Here is a 19,607-nt window from a genome sequence, read left to right as displayed (position 1 = left end):
GTTGCAGCGTTTCAGGCCGTTAACCTGTCGGTATGTCAGATCGTGTCATGCCCGGTCGCACGGACGGCCTGATCACCCTGGTTGCCGCGGACACTCTGTGGGTCGACTTGACCGCCGCCAGTGCTGTGCCGACGGCTTCTGGGGCATTCACCTGCTCTCCTGCCCGTGCCCAGGTGAGGTACGTCCTGCTCGGCAGCCATGTGGTGGCGACGGTGAGGGCGAGCAACGGTCAGTGGAGTGTTCCGGAGGTTGAGGTGCGCCGGGCGGCCGCGGAATTGAACGCGGTTGGGATGGACCGGCAGGACCTGGTCCGTATCGGTCCGTTTCGTGGGGCGCCGAGGCAGGAGTGCAACGAGGAAACGCCGCTGCGTTGGCGCCAGCGCATCATGGGGGAACTTCAGGAGCTGGGCGGCCCCGAGCGGGCAGCACGACGTGAAGCCGGCCGGCCGTACCATCTGGCGGGGATCGACTGGCGACAGATTCTCGTGGAGCAGACCCGCGACGGGACGCAGCGCACGTGGTGGCTGCCGCGCGCTGTGGTCAGGCTGCTGGACGCGGCCGAGCACGCCGAAACGCAGTGGGTGCAAGCCGCGCGGACCCGCCAGGCAAGCGCAGCCGTCACCGAGCCGCCCTCCCACCCCCGGCAGGCCCGAGACGCCGGCAGTCGGCAGACGACGAGCCCCGAGGGCCCCACCGCCTCACTGCGCCCGTACAACAAAGAGCTGGAAGGCCAGCTGTACTCGGTGCTCAGCAGGAAGACCGGTACCTCCCGCAGGGTGGCTGGGTGGGCGTGCGCCGTCTGCCGCACTGCGCCCGCCACCGTGCTCGACCACTGCCACGAACACGGCTACGTCCGCGCCCCCGTCTGCCAGTCCTGCAACACACAGGAACGCCCCGACCACCTGTACAGCAACGACATCCGCGTGGCGAACCGCTACACACGCCTCTTCCACACCGACGCCGACTACTGGCTCCGCCATTGGCACCGCTGCCCCGGCTGCCGCGCACGCACCACCCTGCCCCTGCCGCACCTCGCCGCATGGACCGCCCACATAGCCTGCCGATCGCTGCGTCCGACCCACCGTGCCCCCCGCGGGCGCAAGCCCTGCGGTGTCCTGCGCGTGTCCTGGGCGGGCAGTCAGAGCGCGCCCCGCTCCTGCCTGCTCACTGTCGCCGTCGACTTCTGTCCCTCCGGCGAGCACCGTGTCCTGGCGCGAGTCCCCTACCGCGAAGCCGCCGAGCGGTTTCGTGTCTGGTTGGCCGAGACGGCCCCTGCCGTGGCCGCCGCGGCCGGTCCTGACCGCTTGGACGGCCTCCCTGCCCAGTTCCGGCCAGTCATCGCGGACACCAGCGGCGAGGGCCTAGCACTGTTTTGAGCGGGCACCGGGAGACCTGACACCCCACCGCCACCTCGCAGCTGCTGGCTCCCGAAACGGTCACCCCGCACGCCCCAGCGAAATGCGCAGCAGAGTCCCGCTCCGTGTCCGCGAGCACCACCCAGTAGTCCGTGTTCACCGCCTGATGATCGTTCACACGAGGCTCTCGACACAACCCGATCCAACGATCCAAGAAGGGCGCTTTGGCCCCGATGTCGGCTCTGTTCATTTTTCGCCTCCAACTGAGACGACCTCTAATACTGCAACGGTGTTTGCTGTGACGGGTAGGCAGGTCGATCGTTGGTGTTGTCATGGGTGGGGATCTTGCTGAGGTCAGGTCGTGGGCCGGTGAGTTGGGTGCGGTGCAAGGGCGGTTTCTTCACCGATTCGGCAGATCGGAGCCTCGTGAGTCAGCTCTTGCCTATATGCGGGGACTCGTAGCCCCGTTGCAGCGGAAGAACGGCTGGACGCTGGCCGAAGAAGCCGGCCACGCAGGTCCGGACCGCATCCACCGGCTGTTGAACCGGATCGAGTGGGACGCCGACGAGGTTCTGGACGATGTGCGTGACTACGTGGTCGAGCATCTCGGCGATCCTGGTGCGGTGCTGATCGTGGACGACACCGGCTTCCTGAAGAAGGGCACCGGTTCGGCCGGGGTGCAACGGCAGTACTCCGGCACCGCGGGCCGCACGGAGAACTGCCAGGTCGGTGTCTTCCTCGCCTATGCGGCCCCGCTCGGACGAACGCTGATCGACCGCCGTCTGTATCTGCCTGCCTCCTGGACGGACGACCGAGAGCGGTGCCGCCGGGCCGGCATTGACGACGAGGTCGGCTTCGCGACGAAGGTGGCGATGGCCAAGGAGATGGTCCGCCGCGCGATCGCCGGCAAGATCCCGTTCCGCTGGGTGACCGCAGATGCCGGCTACGGCTACAGCAAGGGCTGGCGCTCTGAGCTGGAACAGGCGGACGTCTTCCACGTCATGGCCACCACCCGCCACGACACGGTCGTCACCCGCTGGGCCATCGACCACCCCGTGAGCGATCTATTTCCCGCCCTGCCCCGGCAGAAATGGAAACGCCGCTCGTGCGGCCAGGGCTCCCACGGGCCCCGCGTCTATGACTGGGCACGCGTCGAAGTCCGCCCCTGGCACCGGCCCGACCGCCGGCATTGGGTGATCGCCCGTCGCAGCGTTGCCCGTCCCCAAGAGCTCTCCTACTACATCGCCTACGGCCCGGCCGACGCCACCCTGGACGAGCTGATCCACATCGCCGGGAGCCGCTGGGCGATCGAGGAATGCTTCCAGACCGCAAAGCAGGAGTGCGGCCTGGACGACTACCAGGTCCGCCGCTACCCCGGCTGGCACCGCCACATCACCCTGGCCATGGCCGCCCACGCCTGCCTCACCGTCCTGCGGGCCCGCCAGCTCGACACCGGGAAAGCAGAAACGGATCCTCCCAGCTCATCCACCTCAGCCTCGCCGAGATCAGACGCCTGATCCACCGCCTCACCAACCGACGGCACGCACCCGTCGACCACATCCTGCACTGGTCGACCTGGCGCCGAAAACGACAACACCAAGCCCGAACCAGCCACTACAAACAACGAGGCCACGCCCCACCGACTGACCACCCGTCACGACAAACACCGTTGCAGTACTAGGGCGCGTATCGAGTCGTGATCATTCTACGGATTCGCCCCGGTGGCGGGCAGAGGACGGGAGCGGCCTGACACCACCGGGCCGTACCAGTACTGCCGAATGGTGCCGGTTCGGTGAGCCTGCTGGAGAGGAGCGCCACCACTGTCCCCACTGTTGAACGGCGCGTAGCGTGTCGAGGCATGACGCTGCTGCCGGACCTGCCCCAGAACACGGCGCTGCTCGCCCTGCTGCGGCAGCAGGGCGTTCCGCAGGAGCGCGGCGCCTACGTCTACGAGGGGTGGGAGCTGCATACCCACCCCGATCTGGTCGAGAGGCTTGAGGACCTTGCTCCCCAGTGGCCCGTCCTGGCGACGTTCGGGATGCCGGTGCTTGCGGCCAAGGGCATCGCTGCGGTCGTCGCCTGGAGCATGGGCATGCTGCTGGTGCGCCTTCCCGAAGCGCCGACTGAGCCCCTGGAGCCCGCAGAGCCCTGCCCGCCCCTGACGGATCCGGGCCAGGGTTGGTACTCGCTCTGCCCCTGGCAGAGCGAGCTTCCCTCGGCGGAGTCCAAGCGCCTGTTGGCGCTGCTGATCCAGCATGCGCTCTCGTATGCAGCGAGCCTCTCGGAGGACGACAGCATCGACTGGCAGGGGCGCCCAGTGCAGGCTCCGGGCAGGCGCAGGGGCAAGGCCAAGAGCAGACGACCCAGCAGGGACAAGGGCAGACGGCAGGGCGGACGCGGACGACGGCGCTAACTTGATCTTTATCTGACTTCGGCTCGTCAGGGTGACGTTGGGGTGTCGAGGGTCAGGCCGGTGCCGGCTATGAAGCCGTCGAGGGTGTCGGGCCGGTACTGAAGTCGTTTGAGCCGGTTGCGTACGAGGGCCTCGAGTCGGTCGAGGGCGACCACGGCGAGGTTGGCCAGGCTGCGCTTGACGTGTGCCCAGACCCACTCCACGGGGTTGAGGTCGGGCGAGTAGGCGGGGAGCAGGAACACTGTCAGCCAGGCACGCTCGGCGATCAGCCCGCGCATGGCGTGGGAGACGTGGGTGTTCAGGCGGTCCCAGACCAGCACGATCGGTGCCTTGACGAGCTGGTGGACACCGTCGATCAGTGCGGTGAAGTCGCGCTCGCCCATGCTGCGGCGCTTGCCCTTGCCGGAGGGGTGGGTGCGCAGGCGGTGGCACAGCCGGGTGCGGGAGCCGGGCCGCATGGCGATCAGTCCTGCCACCGACAAACGTCCCGAGCGGCGGCCGCTGACTGTCACGACAGGGGTGCGGCCGCGCCGGCCCCAGGTGCGTCCTTTGGGCGGCCGGCGGGTGAAGCCTGCCTCGTCCTCGAAGCAGATGTAGCCCCCGCAGGCCGCCCGGGCTCTTTTACCTCCGCCCAGGTCGCCTCCTTCCATGCGGTGACGGCCTGCTCGTCGCGCTCGGCCACCCGCCGCGCAGGGACCTGCGGGCTGAAACCGAGCCGGTGCATCAGCCTCGTCGCCCCCGAGACGCTGTAGGAGACGTGGAACTTCCGGCCGATCAGCGTGGCCACCCTCGCCGCGGTCCACACCTGGTCCTCCACCCAGCCATGCGCGGCCGGGCCCTGGTCCAGATACGCAGCGAGTTTCTCCAGACAGCGTGGGGACAGTCGGCACCGCGAACCGCTCGGGCCACGGGAGGCCAGCGCCGGCGCACCGCCCTCCCGCCACAACTGCTGCCACTGGTAGGCCGACTTCCCGCTCACCCGCAGGCGCCGTGCCACCTCCAACGGCTTAGTTCCCTGCTCGAACAACTCGGCCGCCTGCATCCGCACCGACTCACGACGCAGCCGACCCGCAGCGGTCAGCCCGCCCCCATCCGCATACCTCACACAACAGGGAATACAGCCACCACGGCGAACGCGTCAGGGACTTCGAAAAGGTTCACCCCCAACGAGCCGAAGTCAGAAGGCCGCCCTGCCGAGTGGCGCCCATCCACAGACCGGCGCGCCCTGAGTGGGGAATCAAGCGAGCAGGCTTGATGAACCGTGAGCACTGGGTGGGGAAAATCAAGGTTCTGTCCGCACTTCCGTGAACGGGGTTCGGCTGCCTTGGATGGCGGATCGTTCCTCCAGGGCAGCTCTTGGTGGTGGGGGCTACTGAGCGATCGATCGAACAGCTGCTGTACCCAGGCACCGACGGCGTTGCAATGGAAGGCTTCACGGCCGACGACTGCCTCGTCGAAGTTCGAGCGTTCAGTCGGACACCTCTCCGCTCATGCTCCACCTGCGGCGTTCCGTCGAAGCGCGTCCACAGCCGGTACGAGCGGAGGATTTCTGATCGCCCTGTTGCCGGCCGGTCGACGGTCATTCTGCTGACGGTTCGCCGGTTCTTCTGTGACAACACCGGATGCGTGCGGCGTACGTTCGTGGAGCAGATCGCCGGGATCAGTGAGCGATACCGCCAGGCCAGCACGGGGTTGCGGCAGCTGTTGCATGCCATCGCGACCGAGCTCGGAGGGCGCCCCGGATCCAGGTTGTGCCGGAAGATGGGTGTGCCAGCGGGGAGAATGCGGCTGCTGCAACTCCTTCATGCTCCACCCGTCGCACAACGAGCACCCCGCATTCTGGGCGTGGATGAGTTCGCCTTCAGGCGGGGACGCACTTACGGAACGATCCTCGTCGACGTGGAAAAGCGTTGTCCCGTCGATGTTCTTCCCGATCGCACGTCTGAGACGCTCGCGTCCTGGCTCGTCGCCCATCCTGGAGTGGAGATCGTCTGCCGAGACAGAGCCAGTGCTTACACGCGAGCGATCAAGGAAGCGGCTCCGCACGCAGTGGAGGTTGCGGACCGCTGGCACCTGCTGCGGAATCTGTCGCAAGCGGTCGAGAAGACCTGCCAGCAGCACCGATCCTGCCTGCGGAAATACGCCGAGCAGGCGCCTTCCCCGACACCCAGCATGCCCCTGCTGGAGGCGCTGCCTCCCACTTTGATCGTGCAGCGCGTTCAACAGCGACACGAACTCATCAACCGCATGCTCGACGGCGGCTACCCGCTGAGCGAGGTGGCCCGCAGGGTCGGCCTGGACCGGAAGACCGCCCGGCGCTATCGCGATACAGAGCTCGACGTTCTGATTGCGTCCGCCCGTGACCGGCGCAATGTCCCCCTGGATCGATACAAGCCTTTCCTTCAGGCTCAGTTCGCATCGGGGGTGACCAGCGCGAAGGAGCTGTACGACCAGATTTGTGCGCAGGGGTTCCAGGGAGGGTACTCAACCCTGTCTCGCGACGTTCTGTCTCTCCGTAACGGAGTGGCTGTCGCAGCGCCGGCCCAGATTCCCAGCCCTCGCTCGATTACGGCGTGGATCATGCATCCCAGAGAAAGTCTGTCAACCAGCGAGGTCACTCGTCTCGACGAGGTCAGAATCGCATGCCCCGACATCACCGAGGCATGCAATCTCGCGCGTGCCTTCACCGATCTGGTGCGGCACCGCCGCGGGACCATGCTCGGGCTGTGGATCCGAGAAGCCGAGCAATCCACGATCGGTCCCATCCGATCGTTCGGCAGCTTTCTGCGGCAAGACTTCGACGCAGTGACCGCCGGCCTGACCCTGCCCTACAGCTCAGGCGTCGTCGAAGGTCACGTCTGCCGCGTGAAACTGCTGAAGAGGAGCATGTACGGACGCGCAACATTCGCTCTGCTGCGGGCACGCATTCTCGCGAGACCCTGAGCCCGGTCCAGGCTCAGGCCGGGCCTACCGCCTTGCCTGACCTCCGGATCGGCGGGCCAAGAACGTTGTCGACCTCCGTGGCCGCGACGTCGAGAAGTTCCTCACCGAACAGGCAGAGAGACTCTTCCCAGGGGTGTCCGAAGCTGCCGAAGCGGAAGTCCTCTGCAAGGAAGATGAAGTAGTCCCCGTCGGGATACGGGCTCAACGGCCAGGCCGGTTGTCCAGGACCGCCCACCTCTTGCGGTGCGAAGCGGTACGACGGGTGCTGCCAGTCGAGGGCGAACAGAGTGCCCGACGGGCCAACGCAGGAGGACAGTCCTTGCTCGACGACGGCGACCAGGCGGTCCAGACGCTCGTAGTCAGGTTCGTCGGGAAGCGTCGCCAGACTCCATGTGACTGATGCGCCGGGCTCTTTGATGGCCGGCCACTTGGACGGACTCATGCTCGGCTGGAAGCTGAACTTCTCGTAGAAGCGGTCCCAGACGCGGCGCTTCTCAGCGTCTGACAGCTCTATCACAGGTTCGTCCATCACCCATCGATCGTACCGACCGGCTGGCAGAGAGGGTGTTGGGAGATCGTTCACGAAAGTGCGGACAGAACCAAAATCAACGAGCCCCATCAGTGGGCGGCACCCCGTGCGGGGTGCCGCCCACCGGGCGTTGGTGGCGCACATGTCAGCCGACTGCCGGCCGACCTGGAGGGGATCAGATGAAGGTGATGTCCCAGTGGACGCCGCCGCTGCGGGGGATTTCGTAGACGTACTCGGCGGAGATGCCGTTCAGGGTGCCGTGCCAGCGGGCGTCGGTGCCCCGGGGAGAGGCCTTGCGCTGGGTGGTCTTGATCCAGTTGGTCACGCAGCGGCCCTCGTCGCGGGTGCGCAGGTCGAGCTTGTAACCGTTGGCGTGGGAGCGGGGGCCGGCGCTGTGGCCGGACTCGGTGCCACCGGTGATGGTGATGGTGCAGCCGCTGGCCTTCTTCAGCGCGATGACACCCTGGATGGTCCGGGCACGGACACCTGCGAGGGAGGTCCGGCCGACCGGTGCCTTGATCCCGGCCGCGGCGAGCTGCGTGAGCGCCTGGCGCTGGGTCAGCCTGCCGTTCGAGGGTGCGGGCGTGGTCGGTGCGGGCGTGGTCGGGGCGGACTTCGCGCCGTTGATCAGCTTGTTCCACGTCTTCGGACCGATGACGCCGTCGGCGGTCAGGCCGTGGGACCGCTGGAACGCCATGGCCGCGTTCCGGGTCGCCGGGCCGAACGCACCGTCGACCGCGATGCGGTTGCCGTACCCGGCGAGCTGCGCCTGGGCGGCCTTCACCGCGGCTCCGTTCGCGCCCTGGCCAACGGTGCGGACGAGCTTGTTCCAGGTGTTCGGGCCGATGATGCCGTCGGCGGTCAGGCCGTGGGCGCGCTGGAACGCGGCGGCGGCGTTCTGGGTGTTCGGGCCGTAGATCCCGTCGGCGGTGACGGACTGGCCGGCCGCGGCGAGCAGGTGCTGGGCGGTGGTGACGTTCACGCCCCGCGCCCCGTTCTTCAGCAGCGGCCACACGGCCGCGGCCGGAGCAGACGCACCACCACCAGCCCCCGTACCGGCTCCGGTGCCGGTGCCGTTGCCCGTGGAAGGCGTCGGCGTACCCGTGCCGGGGCTCGTGGGGGTCTGGCCGGGGGCGAGGGGGGCGAGGGCGCGGAGCTGGGTCAGCGTGCCCTTGTAGACGTTGACGTCGGCCCTGCCCCGCAGGCCGGGTACCGTCCCGTTCTCGGTGTACTGCCAGATCGACCAGTACCTGCCGCCGACCGGGGCGGGCTCACGCGTTCCGCTCTCGTAGCGGGGCTGCCACAGCGGGCTGTTGGCCAGGGCGCCGGTGTTGCCGCGCAGGCAGGTGTCGGCGAAGTCCTTCGAGGTGTAGACGATGGGGTTCACCCCGAACGCCTGACGCGCCTTGGAGAGGAACGCGGCGACCTGGGTGTTGTTCACCCCGGCCGGGCACCGGCCGCGGATCTTCTCCAGGTCGACCACCGGCGGCAGCTGCCCGGCACGCTTGCCGTCGTAGCCGGCGGCCCTGGCCGTACGGACGAAGTGGTCGGCCTGGGCGGCGCCGGAACCGGAGTCGTAGAAGTGGTAGGGCGCGACCATCAGCCCGGCCCGCGACGCCCCCGCGAAGTCACCGGCGAACTGCGGGTCGCGGTAACCGGTGCCCTGCGTCGCCTTCTGGAACACGAACGAGTACCCCGCGCTCACGGACGCCGACCACTGGATCGGGTGGGCGTTGTGGTGGCTGGTGTCGAAGCCCTTCACGCTGTACGCGGCCGGGCTGTTCGCCTGCGCCTCCTCGTTCCCGGAGAAGCTGATCAGGCCAAATCCAGCGGCCGCGACCGCCACCATGGCACCCGCCTGAAGACCCGTCTTCTTGCTGATGATCCGCACGACTTCACCCCTCGTCAGACCCACCGACACACACCCGGCAGGCAGTTTGCGCCGCGCCTTTGCGGCGTCGACGAGATGAAGATTCGGGGTACCGCCGTCCCACCGGTAGCCTGATCGCCATTCCAGCCGTACCGCGCCGTCCCGGCCGTTCCACAAGGCCCCTGACCTGCGAAAAGAAACGGCTCTGGAACACGACGATCACATCGGAACCAGGGGGAGATCTGTGCAGCCCAACCAAGGCGACAACCCACCCGCACAGCCACTGCCACAAGTCACCGCACTGCTCCAGGCACTACGGCAGGTCAAGGCATCCAAGAACCTCTCCCTGGACGCCTTCACCCACGACACCGGCTACTCCCGCTCCTCCTGGAACCGCGTCCTCAAAGGCACCGCATTCCCACCCCGAGCAGCCGTCGAACGCCTCTGCACCCGCCGCGGCCTCGACAAGAACACCCTCCTCGACCTCTGGGACACCGCCGACCAAGCCCGCCGCGCCCAAGACGCCCAGGAAGAAGCACCGCCCGGAACAGCGCCCGTTCCCGCACCGGCAGCCCCCGCACCAGGCGTACCGGACCCCGTACCGCCGACGGCCCCGGCCCCCGTACCGCCGGCAGCCGCGGACCCCGTGTCGCCTACAGTCCCGGACACCGTTCCTGGCACCGCAGCTCCGAAACCCGCAGCGGCCAGCCCGGCTCCCGCACCGTCCATGCCCGGCCCGGCCGAACCGGCAAGGCCGGCCGCTGCTCCCCGGGGCCGGATCAAAATCCTCGCGCTGATCGCCGCTGCCCTCGTCGCGCTGCTGCTGGTCGGACGCTGGTACTCGGTCCACGAGACGAAGGACTCCGCCGTCTCCCAGCCCGAGACCGGCGGCGACAACCGCCCCGGAGACGACCAACCAGTGGTCGACGAAACCCCCGTGCCCCCGAAGAGCAGCACCGCACCGACCAAGACTCCGACGGACGGCGAGAAGAAGGACAAGGACCAGGACTCCACGGGCGAGGAGGACACGAATACGAAGACGTCGCGCCCCAGCAGTTCAGCCAAGGGCGAGACCTCTTCCTCACCCTCTGCTCCTGCCTCGCCCAGTACGGCCGCCTCGCCCGGCGCCGCTGGCCGCGCCAGCTGCCGCTACAACTGGGACCGCAAGCAGGTCATGGCCAAGGGCATGGTCGGCTCGAAGGTGAAGCAGATCCAGTGCCTGCTGAACTCCAACTACGACTACACGCTCACCGTCGACGGCAAGTTCGGAGAAAGTACCGACGTCGCCGTACGTGCCGTCCAGCGCTGCAGCGGCCTCAAACCCGACGGCCAGGTCGGACCCCAGACCTGGAAATACCTCGACACCCCCATGTCCGGCTGCGGACACTGAAACGGGTACATGCAGCAACCCGCCCGCCGGGCAAAAACCAGCTCAAAGCGCTGCTGCCGTCACGCTGTAACGACGGCGTGACGGCGACGTATGCGCAGGGACATCGCCGGGTCGTCGTGGGGCGGTGAGAGAAGCGTTGCGTGGCATCGCTTCGCAGGGCACCGCATGAGGGCGGCCGGGACTGTCCGGAACTGTCCGGCCTGGTCAGGAGCAGTCCCGTGAGCGCGCCGCGCCGGGGCCGGGGGCCTGGGGGTGCTCTGTGGCCGGGACACCGACAGGCTGGACGGTCCCGGACTGTCCCGTGGCAGCCAGCCCAGACTGGCGTCGGAGCACCCCGGCTGATGCGGCAGTCCGTGCCTGAAGCCGACCCGGTCCTCAGCGAGACAGAACAAGCGCGAAGGCGATGCTGTTGTTTGACCACATGGCGAACTGGTGGATTCGGTGGGCCAGGAGACAGAAGATCGCCAGACTGGGCTTTTCCGCCACAAGAATGAGCAGGAGTGGTCATGGAGCCAGCACCCCAGCCGCAGTCGGTAACGACGTCAGCCGAGTTCGTCGCGATGCTGCGCCAGCTCCGCAGTTGGGCCGGCCTGAGTCTGCGAGATCTGGAACGGAGAGCCGCCAGCACCGGCGGGGCTCTGCCTCGCGCGACAGTCTCCGGGGCACTCAACCGTACGGAGCTGCCACGCGAAGAGTTCGTCTCCGCATACGTCCGCGCCTGCGGCATGGACCCGGACATTGTCGAGATCTGGGTGTCCACACGCAGACGTCTGGCCGTTGCCTCCGAACCGCTGCCCACCCCAGCCCCCACCACCGAACGGCAAACGGACGACCAAGAGGCAGCAGGTGGCATACCCGACTTGGACGAGCAGCCCGAGTGCGCCGAAGCCACCACCAGCGAAACAGATGACCGAGCCGAGACTTCCGCCATCCCAGGGCAGGAAGAATTACCCGCATTCGTGGCAACCGCTAAGGCATCCCGACGAACGCCGGGCAGGGTGATACGTAAACGGGCAGCCCTGGCAGCAGGAACGGCAACCGCCCTCACGGCCCTTGTCCTGGGCACTTTGGCGTTCTGGCCGAACGACCTCCCCCAAGACGCTGCGCAGCCTTCGGCCTCCCGGTCCGGCAACACCCCGGCCTCATCGCACTCACCGAAACCGTCGAAATCACCGAGACCCGTTCTCGCACCGGGCACATACCGAATGCGCGCTGCCGCCGACGGCCGGTGTGTCGCGGAGCGCCGTGACGGAACCCCAGAGACCGAAGAGCCGGGCCTGTTCCTCATATCGTGTACCACGAGGGAGAGCGACCGGGTCACCCTGGAGGAAACCGGCAACGGAACCTACCAGCTCATTTTCCCCAGCACGAAGGAAGAAAGTCCCCGGTGTTTAGGCGTCTTGGGCGCATCGCTCCAGGACGGCGGGGCCGTGACCATCGATTACTGCGGCACTCGAGAACTCGATGAGGCCGAAAAGTTCCGCCTGGAGAAGACCAGCGACCACGGAGGAGGATTCCGTCTCCGAGCCGACCACCTCCGCTTCGTACCGGCAGACCAGCGACAAGACCTGTGTATCGGCGCACCGGACGGAGACCACACGGAATGGGCCAACGTCTTCCAGCTCGCATGCAATGAGAGCGGCACGGTTTTCCGCTTCCTCCGATGACCCGGATGCGTGCCATCCGGCTCCGGCGGCCGCGCCGCCCAGATCATCGGCCACGCCCTCGCCGAGGGCCCCGCACCTGGGAAGAGAATCTACCGGAGCGCGGAGTCGGCACCGCGCCCGCGGCTGCTGCCCGCCGAGCGGATCGAGCACGATGCGCTCCTGGGCACTGCTGACGCCGAGCAGCTGCCCGCGCGAAAGGGCCGGCGGGATCCTCGGGCCTGGGATCTCCTGCGTCATCCTTTGCACGATCTCGTGCAGCATCTCCTGCGGTATCTGTTGGACCCTCTCTCCACGGCGTCGGGCGTTTATGCAGGTCGCCATGCCTGTATAGGTGTGGTCGGGGTGCTGACATCCCCTCTGCGTACCCCCCTGGCGCCCGAACTGCCGAAATGGAGAGGGTGGGGGCGGGGCGGGCGGGAGCGCTTCGGGGATCGGCGGCCGGCCAGTCCCTTCTCGTGCGTCGGCGGGGCCGCGCGCGGGCCGGGCCTGGTGCCCGGCCGTTTCGCTCAGACGGCTTCGGTCATCGACCCGATCCCTCATGTATCCCGTTCAGGAAAGACGCTGGATCGTTAGGCGCATCCCGCCTTACGGTGGCGCCATGAGCGATCACTCGGAAGCGCCTGTCGCGCCCGTCGAAGCCTATGAACCCCCCTACTACGTGGCTGTCTTCACTACGGTGCGAGCCCAGGATCAGAGCGGCTACAGCGAGACCAACGCACGCATGGAAGACCTGGTGAAAGGCGTCCCTGGGTTCCTGGGGATGGACCACGCGCAGACTCCCGGCGGGCTGGGCATCACCGTCGGGTACTTCCGCGACGCCAACGCCCTCACGGAGTGGCGGAGCAACGCCGAGCACCGCGCGGCGCAAAAGCGCGGGCAAGCCGAGTGGTACCAGAGCTACACGCTGCATGTGGCGAAAGTGGAGCGGAGCCACGGGTTCATGCGAGCGCAGGTCCTGCAGAGCCCGACAGCAGGCTGACCAACCGAAGTCACCTCCTGGTCCGGTGAAGCGCCGTCCCGCCAGGCTGTCCGGGTGGCAGAACGAGTACGCGTCCGCGAGATCGATGACGACGAGGGCAAGCGCCTGCTGCGGATCATCCGCAGGTGCACCGGCTCGGTGGTGACCTGGCGGCGGGCCCAGAATTGCCTGATGCGGCACTAGTAGTGCTTGGTCATGTGCGGTCTGCGATGGCGTGTCTTCTTGATGGGTCGTGTCGTTGACAGGACGTGCTGAGTGGGGAGTTGGCTGCGGTCCGGTGTGATCTGGAGGACTTCGCGGCGGAGATGTTCGAGCCGTTCGCGCGAGCGGATCAGCGTCGGTGGGGTGGGGTCTATCTGCGGGGCCTGCTGCTGGACGGCGGGCGCAAGTCGGTGGAACCGATGGCCGCCCGCCTGGGCGAAGACGGGAACCGGCAGGCGCTGGCCCACTTCATCACCTCCAGCCCGTGGGATGCGGCGCATGTGCGGGCCCGTCTGGCCTGGCGTATGCAGCCGGTCGTCAAGCCCACCGCGTTGATCATCGATGACACCGGGTTCCTCAAGGACGGGGATGCGTCGGCGTGTGTGACCCGGCAGTACACCGGCACTGCGGGCAAGGTCACCAACTGCCAGGCCGGGGTGTCGCTGCACCTGGCTTCCAACGGCGCCTCGGCGGCGGTGAACTGGCGTCTGTTCCTGCCCGGGAGCTGGGATCCCGCCTCGCCGAAGGCCGATCAGGCCAAAGTGGCCCGCCGTGGCAAGTGCGCCATCCCTGCCCAGGTGGGCCATGTCGAGAAGTGGCAGCTGGCCCTCGACATGATCGACGAGACGCGGTCCTGGGGCATCGAGGTGCCCCAGGTCATCGCCGACGGCGGCTACGGTGACACCGCCGCCTTCCGGCTCGGCCTGGAAGAACGCGGTCTCGATTACGTGGTGGGCATCTCGACCCCGACCACCGCACAGCCCGAGGACGCACAGCCGTCTGCCCCGGCCTGCACAGGCCGGGGCAGACGGCCGGTTCCTGCCTACCCCGAGCCGGCCCGGAGGGTGAAGAGCCTGGTCATCGCGGCCGGAAAGTCTTCCGCGCGGCCGGTGCAGTGGAGGGAGGGATCACGGCCGGGCAGTGGCCGCAGCGGGCACAAACGCATGTACTCGCGCTTCGTGGCCCTGCGGATCCGGCCCGCCGGACGCGAGATCCGCAAGGCCACGGCCGCCACCGAGCTTCCGGTCCGCTGGTTGCTGGCCGAATGGCCCGCCGACCAGGACGAGCCCGTGCAGTTCTGGCTCTCCAACCTGCCCGCAACCACCCCGTTGCCCGTCCTCGTGCGCACCGCGAAGCTCCGCTGGCGCATCGAGAACGACTACCGCGAGATGAAACAGGCCCTGGGCCTGGCCCACTTCGAAGGCCGAACCTGGCCAGGCTGGCACCACCACGTCACCCTCGTCTCGGTCGCCCACGCCTTCTGCACCCTGCAGCGACTGAGCCGATCCCCAAAAGAGACGGCGTCGGCCTGAGCCTCTACCGAGTCGTCCACGAGCTGCAGATACTCCTCGCGATCTGGACCGGCGCCTGCCCCACCTGTCACCGCAACATGCCAGACCCCGCACCAACATGACCAAGCACTACTAGGTGAGAGTGGCCACCACGTACGCGGCGGCCTCGGCGAGGAGGGCCTGATCGTACTCGGCGTCCTTGGTGGCCTTGCTGGACATGATCGCGATGACGAGTGGCGCGGCATTCGGGGGCCACACCACAGCTATGTCGTTGAGGGTGCCGTAGTCACCGGTCCCGGTCTTGTCCGCCACGTTCCATCCCCGCGGTATGCCGGCCCGGATACGTTGCGCGCCGGCAGCGGTGGCGTTGCGTTCCAGCAGGTGGCGGAGGAAGGTGCGCTTGTCCGTCGGCAGGGCGTCCCCCAGCAGGATCTTCCGGTAGTTGGTACCGAACGCCCGGGGCGAGGTGGTGTCGCGGGGGTCTCCCGGGGTGGCTTGCGCGATCGTCGGCTCGATCCGGTCCATCCTGGTGACCGTGTCGCCGAGGCTGCGCACGTACGCCGTGAACCGGGCCGGCCCGCCGAGATCGCGGAGCAGGAGATTGCCGGCCGTTCCGTCGCTGTAGCGGACCGCGGCATCACACAGTTGTCGGATCGTCATTCCGGTGGCCACATGCCGTCTGGTGATGGCCGAGCTCTTCATCAGGTCGCCTTCGGTGTACCTGATGACCGTATCCAGGTGCGACAGCGGATTGCGGTGCAGGACCGCCGCTGCCGCCAGCCCCTTGAACGTCGAGCAGAACGCGAACCGTTCGTCCGCCCGGTGGGTGATGGTGGCCCCGGTGCCGGTGGCGAGGGCGTACACCCCTAAGCGTGCTTCGAACTTCCTTTCCAATGCGGCCAGTTGACTGTGGCGAGCGCTCGCCGTGGCGGAGGGGGATGAGGGCTCGCCCGCTGACGGTCGCGTCGCTGTCCTCTTGCCCTCCGCGCATCCGGCCAACGGCAGGAGTGCCGCCACCCCTAGAAGCGCGCGGCGCGTGATGGCCGGTTGTTGTGACGTCATGGTCTTCCCTTCACCGGGGCGAGTTACGACTACGGCAAGCGGGCTCGAGTTCGCTTGCCGCAGATGGGGTGTCCGCCGGGCAACATTTCCCCTCCGGAAGCTCATTACCGACAAACCGGTATCTACTTCGAGAGATGACCCAGGTCGGGCAGAAGGCAATCTGGCATTCGGCAGTACATTCTGTCCAAGACAGAAATGCGCAGACCCATGCTGATCCGGCATAGCTATAAGCTCCGGCCGTGGACATGGTCAGGGCCTGCGAGGCGTTCGTGGCGGTGAGTGGGCATGGCAGCTTCACCGTCGGTGCCGCTGCGGCAGGCATGCCGCAGTCGGTCGTCAGCCGGCGGATCGCCGCCCTGGAGGAGCACTTCGGCGCCAAGTTGTTCGACCGGTCGTCACGAAACGTCACTCTGACCCTGTTCGGCCGGGACATGCTGTCCTCGGCCCGGCGGCTGGTCGAACTCGTCGAGGCGATGGAGCACGACGCCGAGTGTGCCAAGCGACGCCGGTTCCGGCTGGCCATACCGGCGGTCTCCGCCCCACGCCGGCTCGCCGGGCTCGTTGCCGAGGCGCGTCGGCACGACCTGAATCTCGCGCTGCACACAGCCGGGCCGGGTGAACGCGCGGCGCTCGCCCGGACGTTGGAGGTCCGGGCGGCGATCGTGTCCGTACCCGCGGACGGAGCGCCATGGCGGATACCGTTGGGGCTGGCCGGCAGCGCCGAGCCGGCGGGGCAGACGATATACGTGGAAAACCTGCGCGCGGGCCGGGCCGGACGTAACGCACGCCGACGACGCGTCTGGATCCAGCCGGAGGACGACGTGCCTCACGTACGCGACCGGGTGATCCGCTTACGGGACGGGGTCGGCCTCCAACCCGCCCAGGTCGTGGTCTCGGCCTCACTCGTCGACGCCGCGGCCGAGGTGCTCGGCTCGGCCGACCTGTTGCTCTGCTCCGCCGTCCAGGCCGACGAACTGGGGCTGTACTGGCGGCCGATCGGCGAGTTGGAGCTGGTACGGGGTTACGACGTCGAGGCCGGACTGCGCGAGGACGCCCAGCGGATCCGGACCCTCCCGCTCGCCACGATCGGGCGCTGCCTCGGCATGTCGGACCACGGTAGCCGGAGCGGCGACGTGCCGGGCGACGGTGAGGCGTAGTGGTGGGGACGACCAAGGTCCTGCGCGATGCGCGGGAGGCCCTGCACGACGGCGGCCTGCGCGGCTCGTTCCTGGTGCGTGACCTGGACACCGGCGATGAACTCGCGATCGACGCCGAGGTGGAGTATCCGATCGCTTCCCTGGTCAAGGTGCCGCTCGCGATCGCCACACTGGAACGTGTCGGACGCGGCGAACTCGACCTGGCCGCAACGATCGTGGTGCAGCCCGGCCGCGTCACCGTGCCGGGACCGACCGGCCTGACCAAGTTCCGGCACCCGGCCACGGTCGCGCTCGAGGACCTGCTGTATCTCAGCACGGCGATCAGCGACGGCACCGCGGCCGACGCGCTGTTCGCCCTCACCCCGCCCGCCGCGGTCACCGCGGAGCTGCGGCGGCTCGGCTACGACGGCATCGTGGTACGCCACCTCATGGGGGACCTCACCCAGACGCCGGCCGAACGGTTCGCGCCGACCGAGGTGCACCTTGCCCACGCCCTCGCCATCGGCGCGGCGACAGCGGGACAGGGGCATCCCGTGGCCCAGCTCGACATCAGTCGCGCGAACGTCGGGTCGGCCCGGACCTTCGTCGACCTGCTGGAGGGATTGTGGCGGCCGACGACGATCCAGCCCGCCACCGCGGTGCGGGTCCGCGAGCTGATGACGAACAACGTGATCCGGCAGCGACTGGCTCCCGACTTCAGCTCCGACGCGTCCCGGTGGTCGTCGAAGACCGGTACGTTGCTCAACCTCCGACACGAGGCCGGGGTCGTCGAGCACGCCGACGGGCAGACGTTCGCCGTCGCCGCCCTCACCGAATCCCGCGTACCGGCCGTGCTGCAGCCCGAGACGGAAGCACTGATGGCACAGGTCGCCCGGACGCTCCGCGACCAGTTGCGGATGGCCTGAACGGGTGGATGCTCCCACCACTCCTGACGGCTCAACGGGGCAGCTCGGCGCCGTAGGAGTCGAGGATGAAGACGCAGCGACTTCAGCCGGGCGGCGTGCGGTGGCGTTCACTCAGTGAACAACACATATGTATCTAGGTAAAAGAGTGCCCTGACCTGGACGGATACCCGCACCCCCCGGGCCGGGTGATCATGCGGAACGGGCCCGAGGCGGGGCGTGAAGGGGGTCAGGAGCGCCGATCTCCGCGTCGGTGTCGGGGAGTGCCGATCATGCCCCGAGAGCCGCACAGGGCCGCTCAGGGACATCCCGCCCTGCGCTGGCTCGGGTGTCCGGCTATCTCGGCCTCGGTACTGGTGGGCTCGCGTATTCAACTGTCGCCAGTTCTTGGGTGCAGCCAGGACGATGCTGACGGTGTGTAGCGAAAGCGGCCCTGTTCTCGTATAGCTACGGCGAGCGGACATGTAGCGCTGAGTAATGCTCGGGGCCAGACAGGGCGCGCGGGCCGGCGGTGCAGCGATTGGCGGTAGCGGCAGTTTTGTTTCGAGGTCCACTTATCGGACTTTCGGCGCCTGGTGGTGCGTCAGGGCGGTGCCGCAGTAAATACCGGATTTACTGCGGCAGGCCCTCTACCGTGATCATCGTGACCTGCGACGGGCTCTCCGGCTGCCACAGGCGAGGTGTACGCATTTACTGCGGCAGTGCCGGAAGGGTAGGGCGGGCGTGGCGATCGAACCGGTGACCGAACTCGGGAGCGGGAGCGCGGTTCGGTTGCCGCGCGCCCGGGTCGTGCCGCTGTCCGCCCCGCCCGCGTCGTACACCGCGGCGGTCGAGCGCTACCTCACCGGCGTGGGCATCGCGAAGTCTTCCGCGCGGATCTACCGGATCTCACTGACGACGTGGGGGTGGATGCTCGCCGGCGAACCCGCGCCGACCGGACCCGCCCGCCGAGGCGCGAAGCCGCCAACCTTCCCCGTTACCGCGATCGACGATTGCGCACTGCCCGAGGTGCTGGCCGAGCTGGCGGCGGCTCGGGCGGACGAGATGGACGCCGACACCGTGAACCGGGAACTGTCCATCGTGCGCAAGGCGATCGGCTGGTGGCAGCGCCAGGGCTGGATCATCAGTGACCCGACGATCGGGATCGAGCGGCGGCCGGCCCCGCCGGACCGCACCAAGGCACTGGCTAAGAACCAGATCACCGCCCTGCGGCGCCTGGACGTCGCCCTGCGGGAGAAGACGTTCTGGAAGATGCTCTACGAATCGGCAGCCCGGGCCGACGAGGTGCTGTGCCTGAACGTGGAAAACCTCTACCCGCAGGACAAACGCGGGAAGATCACCGCCAAGGGCGGGGCAACCGAGTGGATCCACTGGCAGTCCGGCACCGCACAGCTTCTGCCTCGCCTCATCGCCCGCCGCACCCGCGGCCCGCTGTTCCTCACCGACCGCAAGGCCCCGGCCGGGACACCGACGCTCGACGTGTGCCCGGAGACCGGCCGGGCTCGGCTCTCCTACCGCCGGGCCGAGGAGATCTTCGAGGAGAACACCCGGCTGCTGGCCAATCCGCTGGCCTCACCCGACGACATCGAGGACCTGGACGGCTGGCCGCTCCACCGGCTCCGCCACAGTGCCCTCACACACGACGCCGAGGACGGTACGTCCACCCCGATGTTGCTGGCCCGCTCCCGCCACGCCTCCGTACGCTCCCTGGAGCGATACGCCCGCCCCGGCGTCGACGCGGTCGCCCGACACGTCGCCGAGCGCGACCCCGCCGCACGTCGCCGGATGTGACACCCATGTTGGCGGCCGGTGGCGGCGTTCTTACCCGCCCCTTCCATCGTTCGCCT

Annotated in this window: 15 protein-coding genes and 2 pseudogenes; 13 read left to right on the top strand and 4 right to left on the bottom strand. The window is 68.1% G+C overall.

What is annotated here, in order from left to right; translation table 11 throughout:
• The first annotated feature begins 32 nt into the window (after nucleotides 1–32).
• From OG842_RS42625 to OG842_RS42615, 3 genes are all read left to right on the top strand, one after another.
• Nucleotides 33–1,376, top strand: coding sequence for an endonuclease domain-containing protein (locus OG842_RS42625; RefSeq protein ID WP_266737485.1), 1,344 nt, complete (start codon nucleotides 33–35; stop codon nucleotides 1,374–1,376).
• 311 nt (nucleotides 1,377–1,687) lie between these two features.
• Entirely contained in the window at nucleotides 1,688–2,872 is a 1,185-nt protein-coding gene (locus OG842_RS42620) for an IS701 family transposase (RefSeq protein ID WP_266726591.1), read from the top strand.
• 341 nt (nucleotides 2,873–3,213) lie between these two features.
• Nucleotides 3,214–3,768, top strand: a complete 555-nt coding sequence (locus OG842_RS42615) for a hypothetical protein (RefSeq protein WP_266737487.1) — start codon at nucleotides 3,214–3,216, stop codon at nucleotides 3,766–3,768.
• Nucleotides 3,769–3,794: 26 nt separating this feature from the next.
• On the opposite strand, the gene OG842_RS45500 is transcribed toward OG842_RS42615, so the two are convergent.
• Nucleotides 3,795–4,873 (bottom strand): IS630 family transposase gene (locus tag OG842_RS45500; protein ID WP_443064094.1). Its coding sequence is split into 2 segments (ribosomal slippage): nucleotides 3,795–4,372 and nucleotides 4,372–4,873, totalling 1,080 coding nucleotides; the frame shifts between segments, so codons are not numbered across the junction.
• A 317-nt stretch (nucleotides 4,874–5,190) separates the two neighbouring features.
• Between OG842_RS45500 and OG842_RS42600 the strand changes: the two genes are divergently transcribed.
• Complete coding sequence (locus OG842_RS42600) at nucleotides 5,191–6,711, top strand: ISL3 family transposase (protein WP_266738094.1); 1,521 nt, start codon at nucleotides 5,191–5,193, stop codon at nucleotides 6,709–6,711.
• A 13-nt stretch (nucleotides 6,712–6,724) separates the two neighbouring features.
• Here OG842_RS42600 and OG842_RS42595 read toward each other — a convergent pair whose 3' ends face one another.
• Both OG842_RS42595 and OG842_RS42590 read right to left on the bottom strand, forming a co-directional pair.
• Entirely contained in the window at nucleotides 6,725–7,240 is a 516-nt protein-coding gene (locus OG842_RS42595; protein ID WP_124723770.1) for a DUF2716 domain-containing protein, read from the bottom strand.
• A 175-nt stretch (nucleotides 7,241–7,415) separates the two neighbouring features.
• Entirely contained in the window at nucleotides 7,416–9,131 is a 1,716-nt protein-coding gene (locus OG842_RS42590) for a GH25 family lysozyme (RefSeq protein ID WP_266737489.1), read from the bottom strand.
• A gap of 223 nt (nucleotides 9,132–9,354) precedes the next feature.
• Here OG842_RS42590 and OG842_RS42585 point away from each other — a divergent pair, with 223 nt between their 5' ends.
• From OG842_RS42585 to OG842_RS42565, 6 genes and pseudogenes are all read left to right on the top strand, one after another.
• Complete coding sequence (locus OG842_RS42585; RefSeq protein ID WP_266737491.1) at nucleotides 9,355–10,500, top strand: peptidoglycan-binding protein; 1,146 nt, start codon at nucleotides 9,355–9,357, stop codon at nucleotides 10,498–10,500.
• Between the two features lie 506 nt (nucleotides 10,501–11,006).
• Nucleotides 11,007–11,228, top strand: a pseudogene (locus tag OG842_RS45495) (helix-turn-helix domain-containing protein); the annotation flags it as partial.
• 477 nt (nucleotides 11,229–11,705) lie between these two features.
• Complete coding sequence (locus OG842_RS42580; protein WP_266737493.1) at nucleotides 11,706–12,167, top strand: RICIN domain-containing protein; 462 nt, start codon at nucleotides 11,706–11,708, stop codon at nucleotides 12,165–12,167.
• Between the two features lie 598 nt (nucleotides 12,168–12,765).
• The gene (locus OG842_RS42575; protein WP_266737494.1) at nucleotides 12,766–13,146 is read left to right on the top strand and encodes an antibiotic biosynthesis monooxygenase family protein; all 381 of its coding nucleotides are present in this window, start codon (nucleotides 12,766–12,768) and stop codon (nucleotides 13,144–13,146) included.
• 54 nt (nucleotides 13,147–13,200) lie between these two features.
• A pseudogene (locus tag OG842_RS42570) lies at nucleotides 13,201–13,320 on the top strand (IS630 family transposase); the annotation flags it as partial.
• 74 nt (nucleotides 13,321–13,394) lie between these two features.
• Entirely contained in the window at nucleotides 13,395–14,660 is a 1,266-nt protein-coding gene (locus tag OG842_RS42565; protein ID WP_443063957.1) for an IS701 family transposase, read from the top strand.
• 111 nt (nucleotides 14,661–14,771) lie between these two features.
• Here the strand turns inward: OG842_RS42565 and bla are convergent, their stop codons facing one another.
• Nucleotides 14,772–15,701 carry a class A beta-lactamase gene (bla, locus tag OG842_RS42560; RefSeq protein ID WP_266737496.1) on the bottom strand — a complete coding sequence of 310 codons (930 nt, stop codon included), beginning with the start codon at nucleotides 15,699–15,701 and terminating at the stop codon, nucleotides 14,772–14,774.
• Nucleotides 15,702–15,940: 239 nt separating this feature from the next.
• Here bla and OG842_RS42555 point away from each other — a divergent pair, with 239 nt between their 5' ends.
• The 3 genes from OG842_RS42555 to OG842_RS42545 all read left to right on the top strand — a co-directional run bounded on the left by OG842_RS42555 (nucleotide 15,941) and on the right by OG842_RS42545 (nucleotide 19,551).
• Entirely contained in the window at nucleotides 15,941–16,858 is a 918-nt protein-coding gene (locus tag OG842_RS42555; protein ID WP_328512726.1) for a LysR family transcriptional regulator, read from the top strand.
• Nucleotides 16,859–16,860: 2 nt separating this feature from the next.
• Nucleotides 16,861–17,763 carry a serine hydrolase gene (locus tag OG842_RS42550; RefSeq protein ID WP_266737497.1) on the top strand — a complete coding sequence of 301 codons (903 nt, stop codon included), beginning with the start codon at nucleotides 16,861–16,863 and terminating at the stop codon, nucleotides 17,761–17,763.
• Nucleotides 17,764–18,483: 720 nt separating this feature from the next.
• On the top strand, nucleotides 18,484–19,551 hold the full coding sequence (locus OG842_RS42545) for a tyrosine-type recombinase/integrase (protein ID WP_266737498.1): 1,068 nt from the start codon (nucleotides 18,484–18,486) through the stop codon (nucleotides 19,549–19,551).
• Nucleotides 19,552–19,607 lie beyond the last annotated feature (56 nt).

The organism is Streptomyces sp. NBC_00376 (assembly GCF_036077095.1).
Lineage (GTDB): Bacteria > Actinomycetota > Actinomycetes > Streptomycetales > Streptomycetaceae > Streptomyces.
The sequence above is the reverse complement of the archived record's forward strand: the minus strand, read 5'-3'. Positions and strand labels throughout refer to the sequence as shown.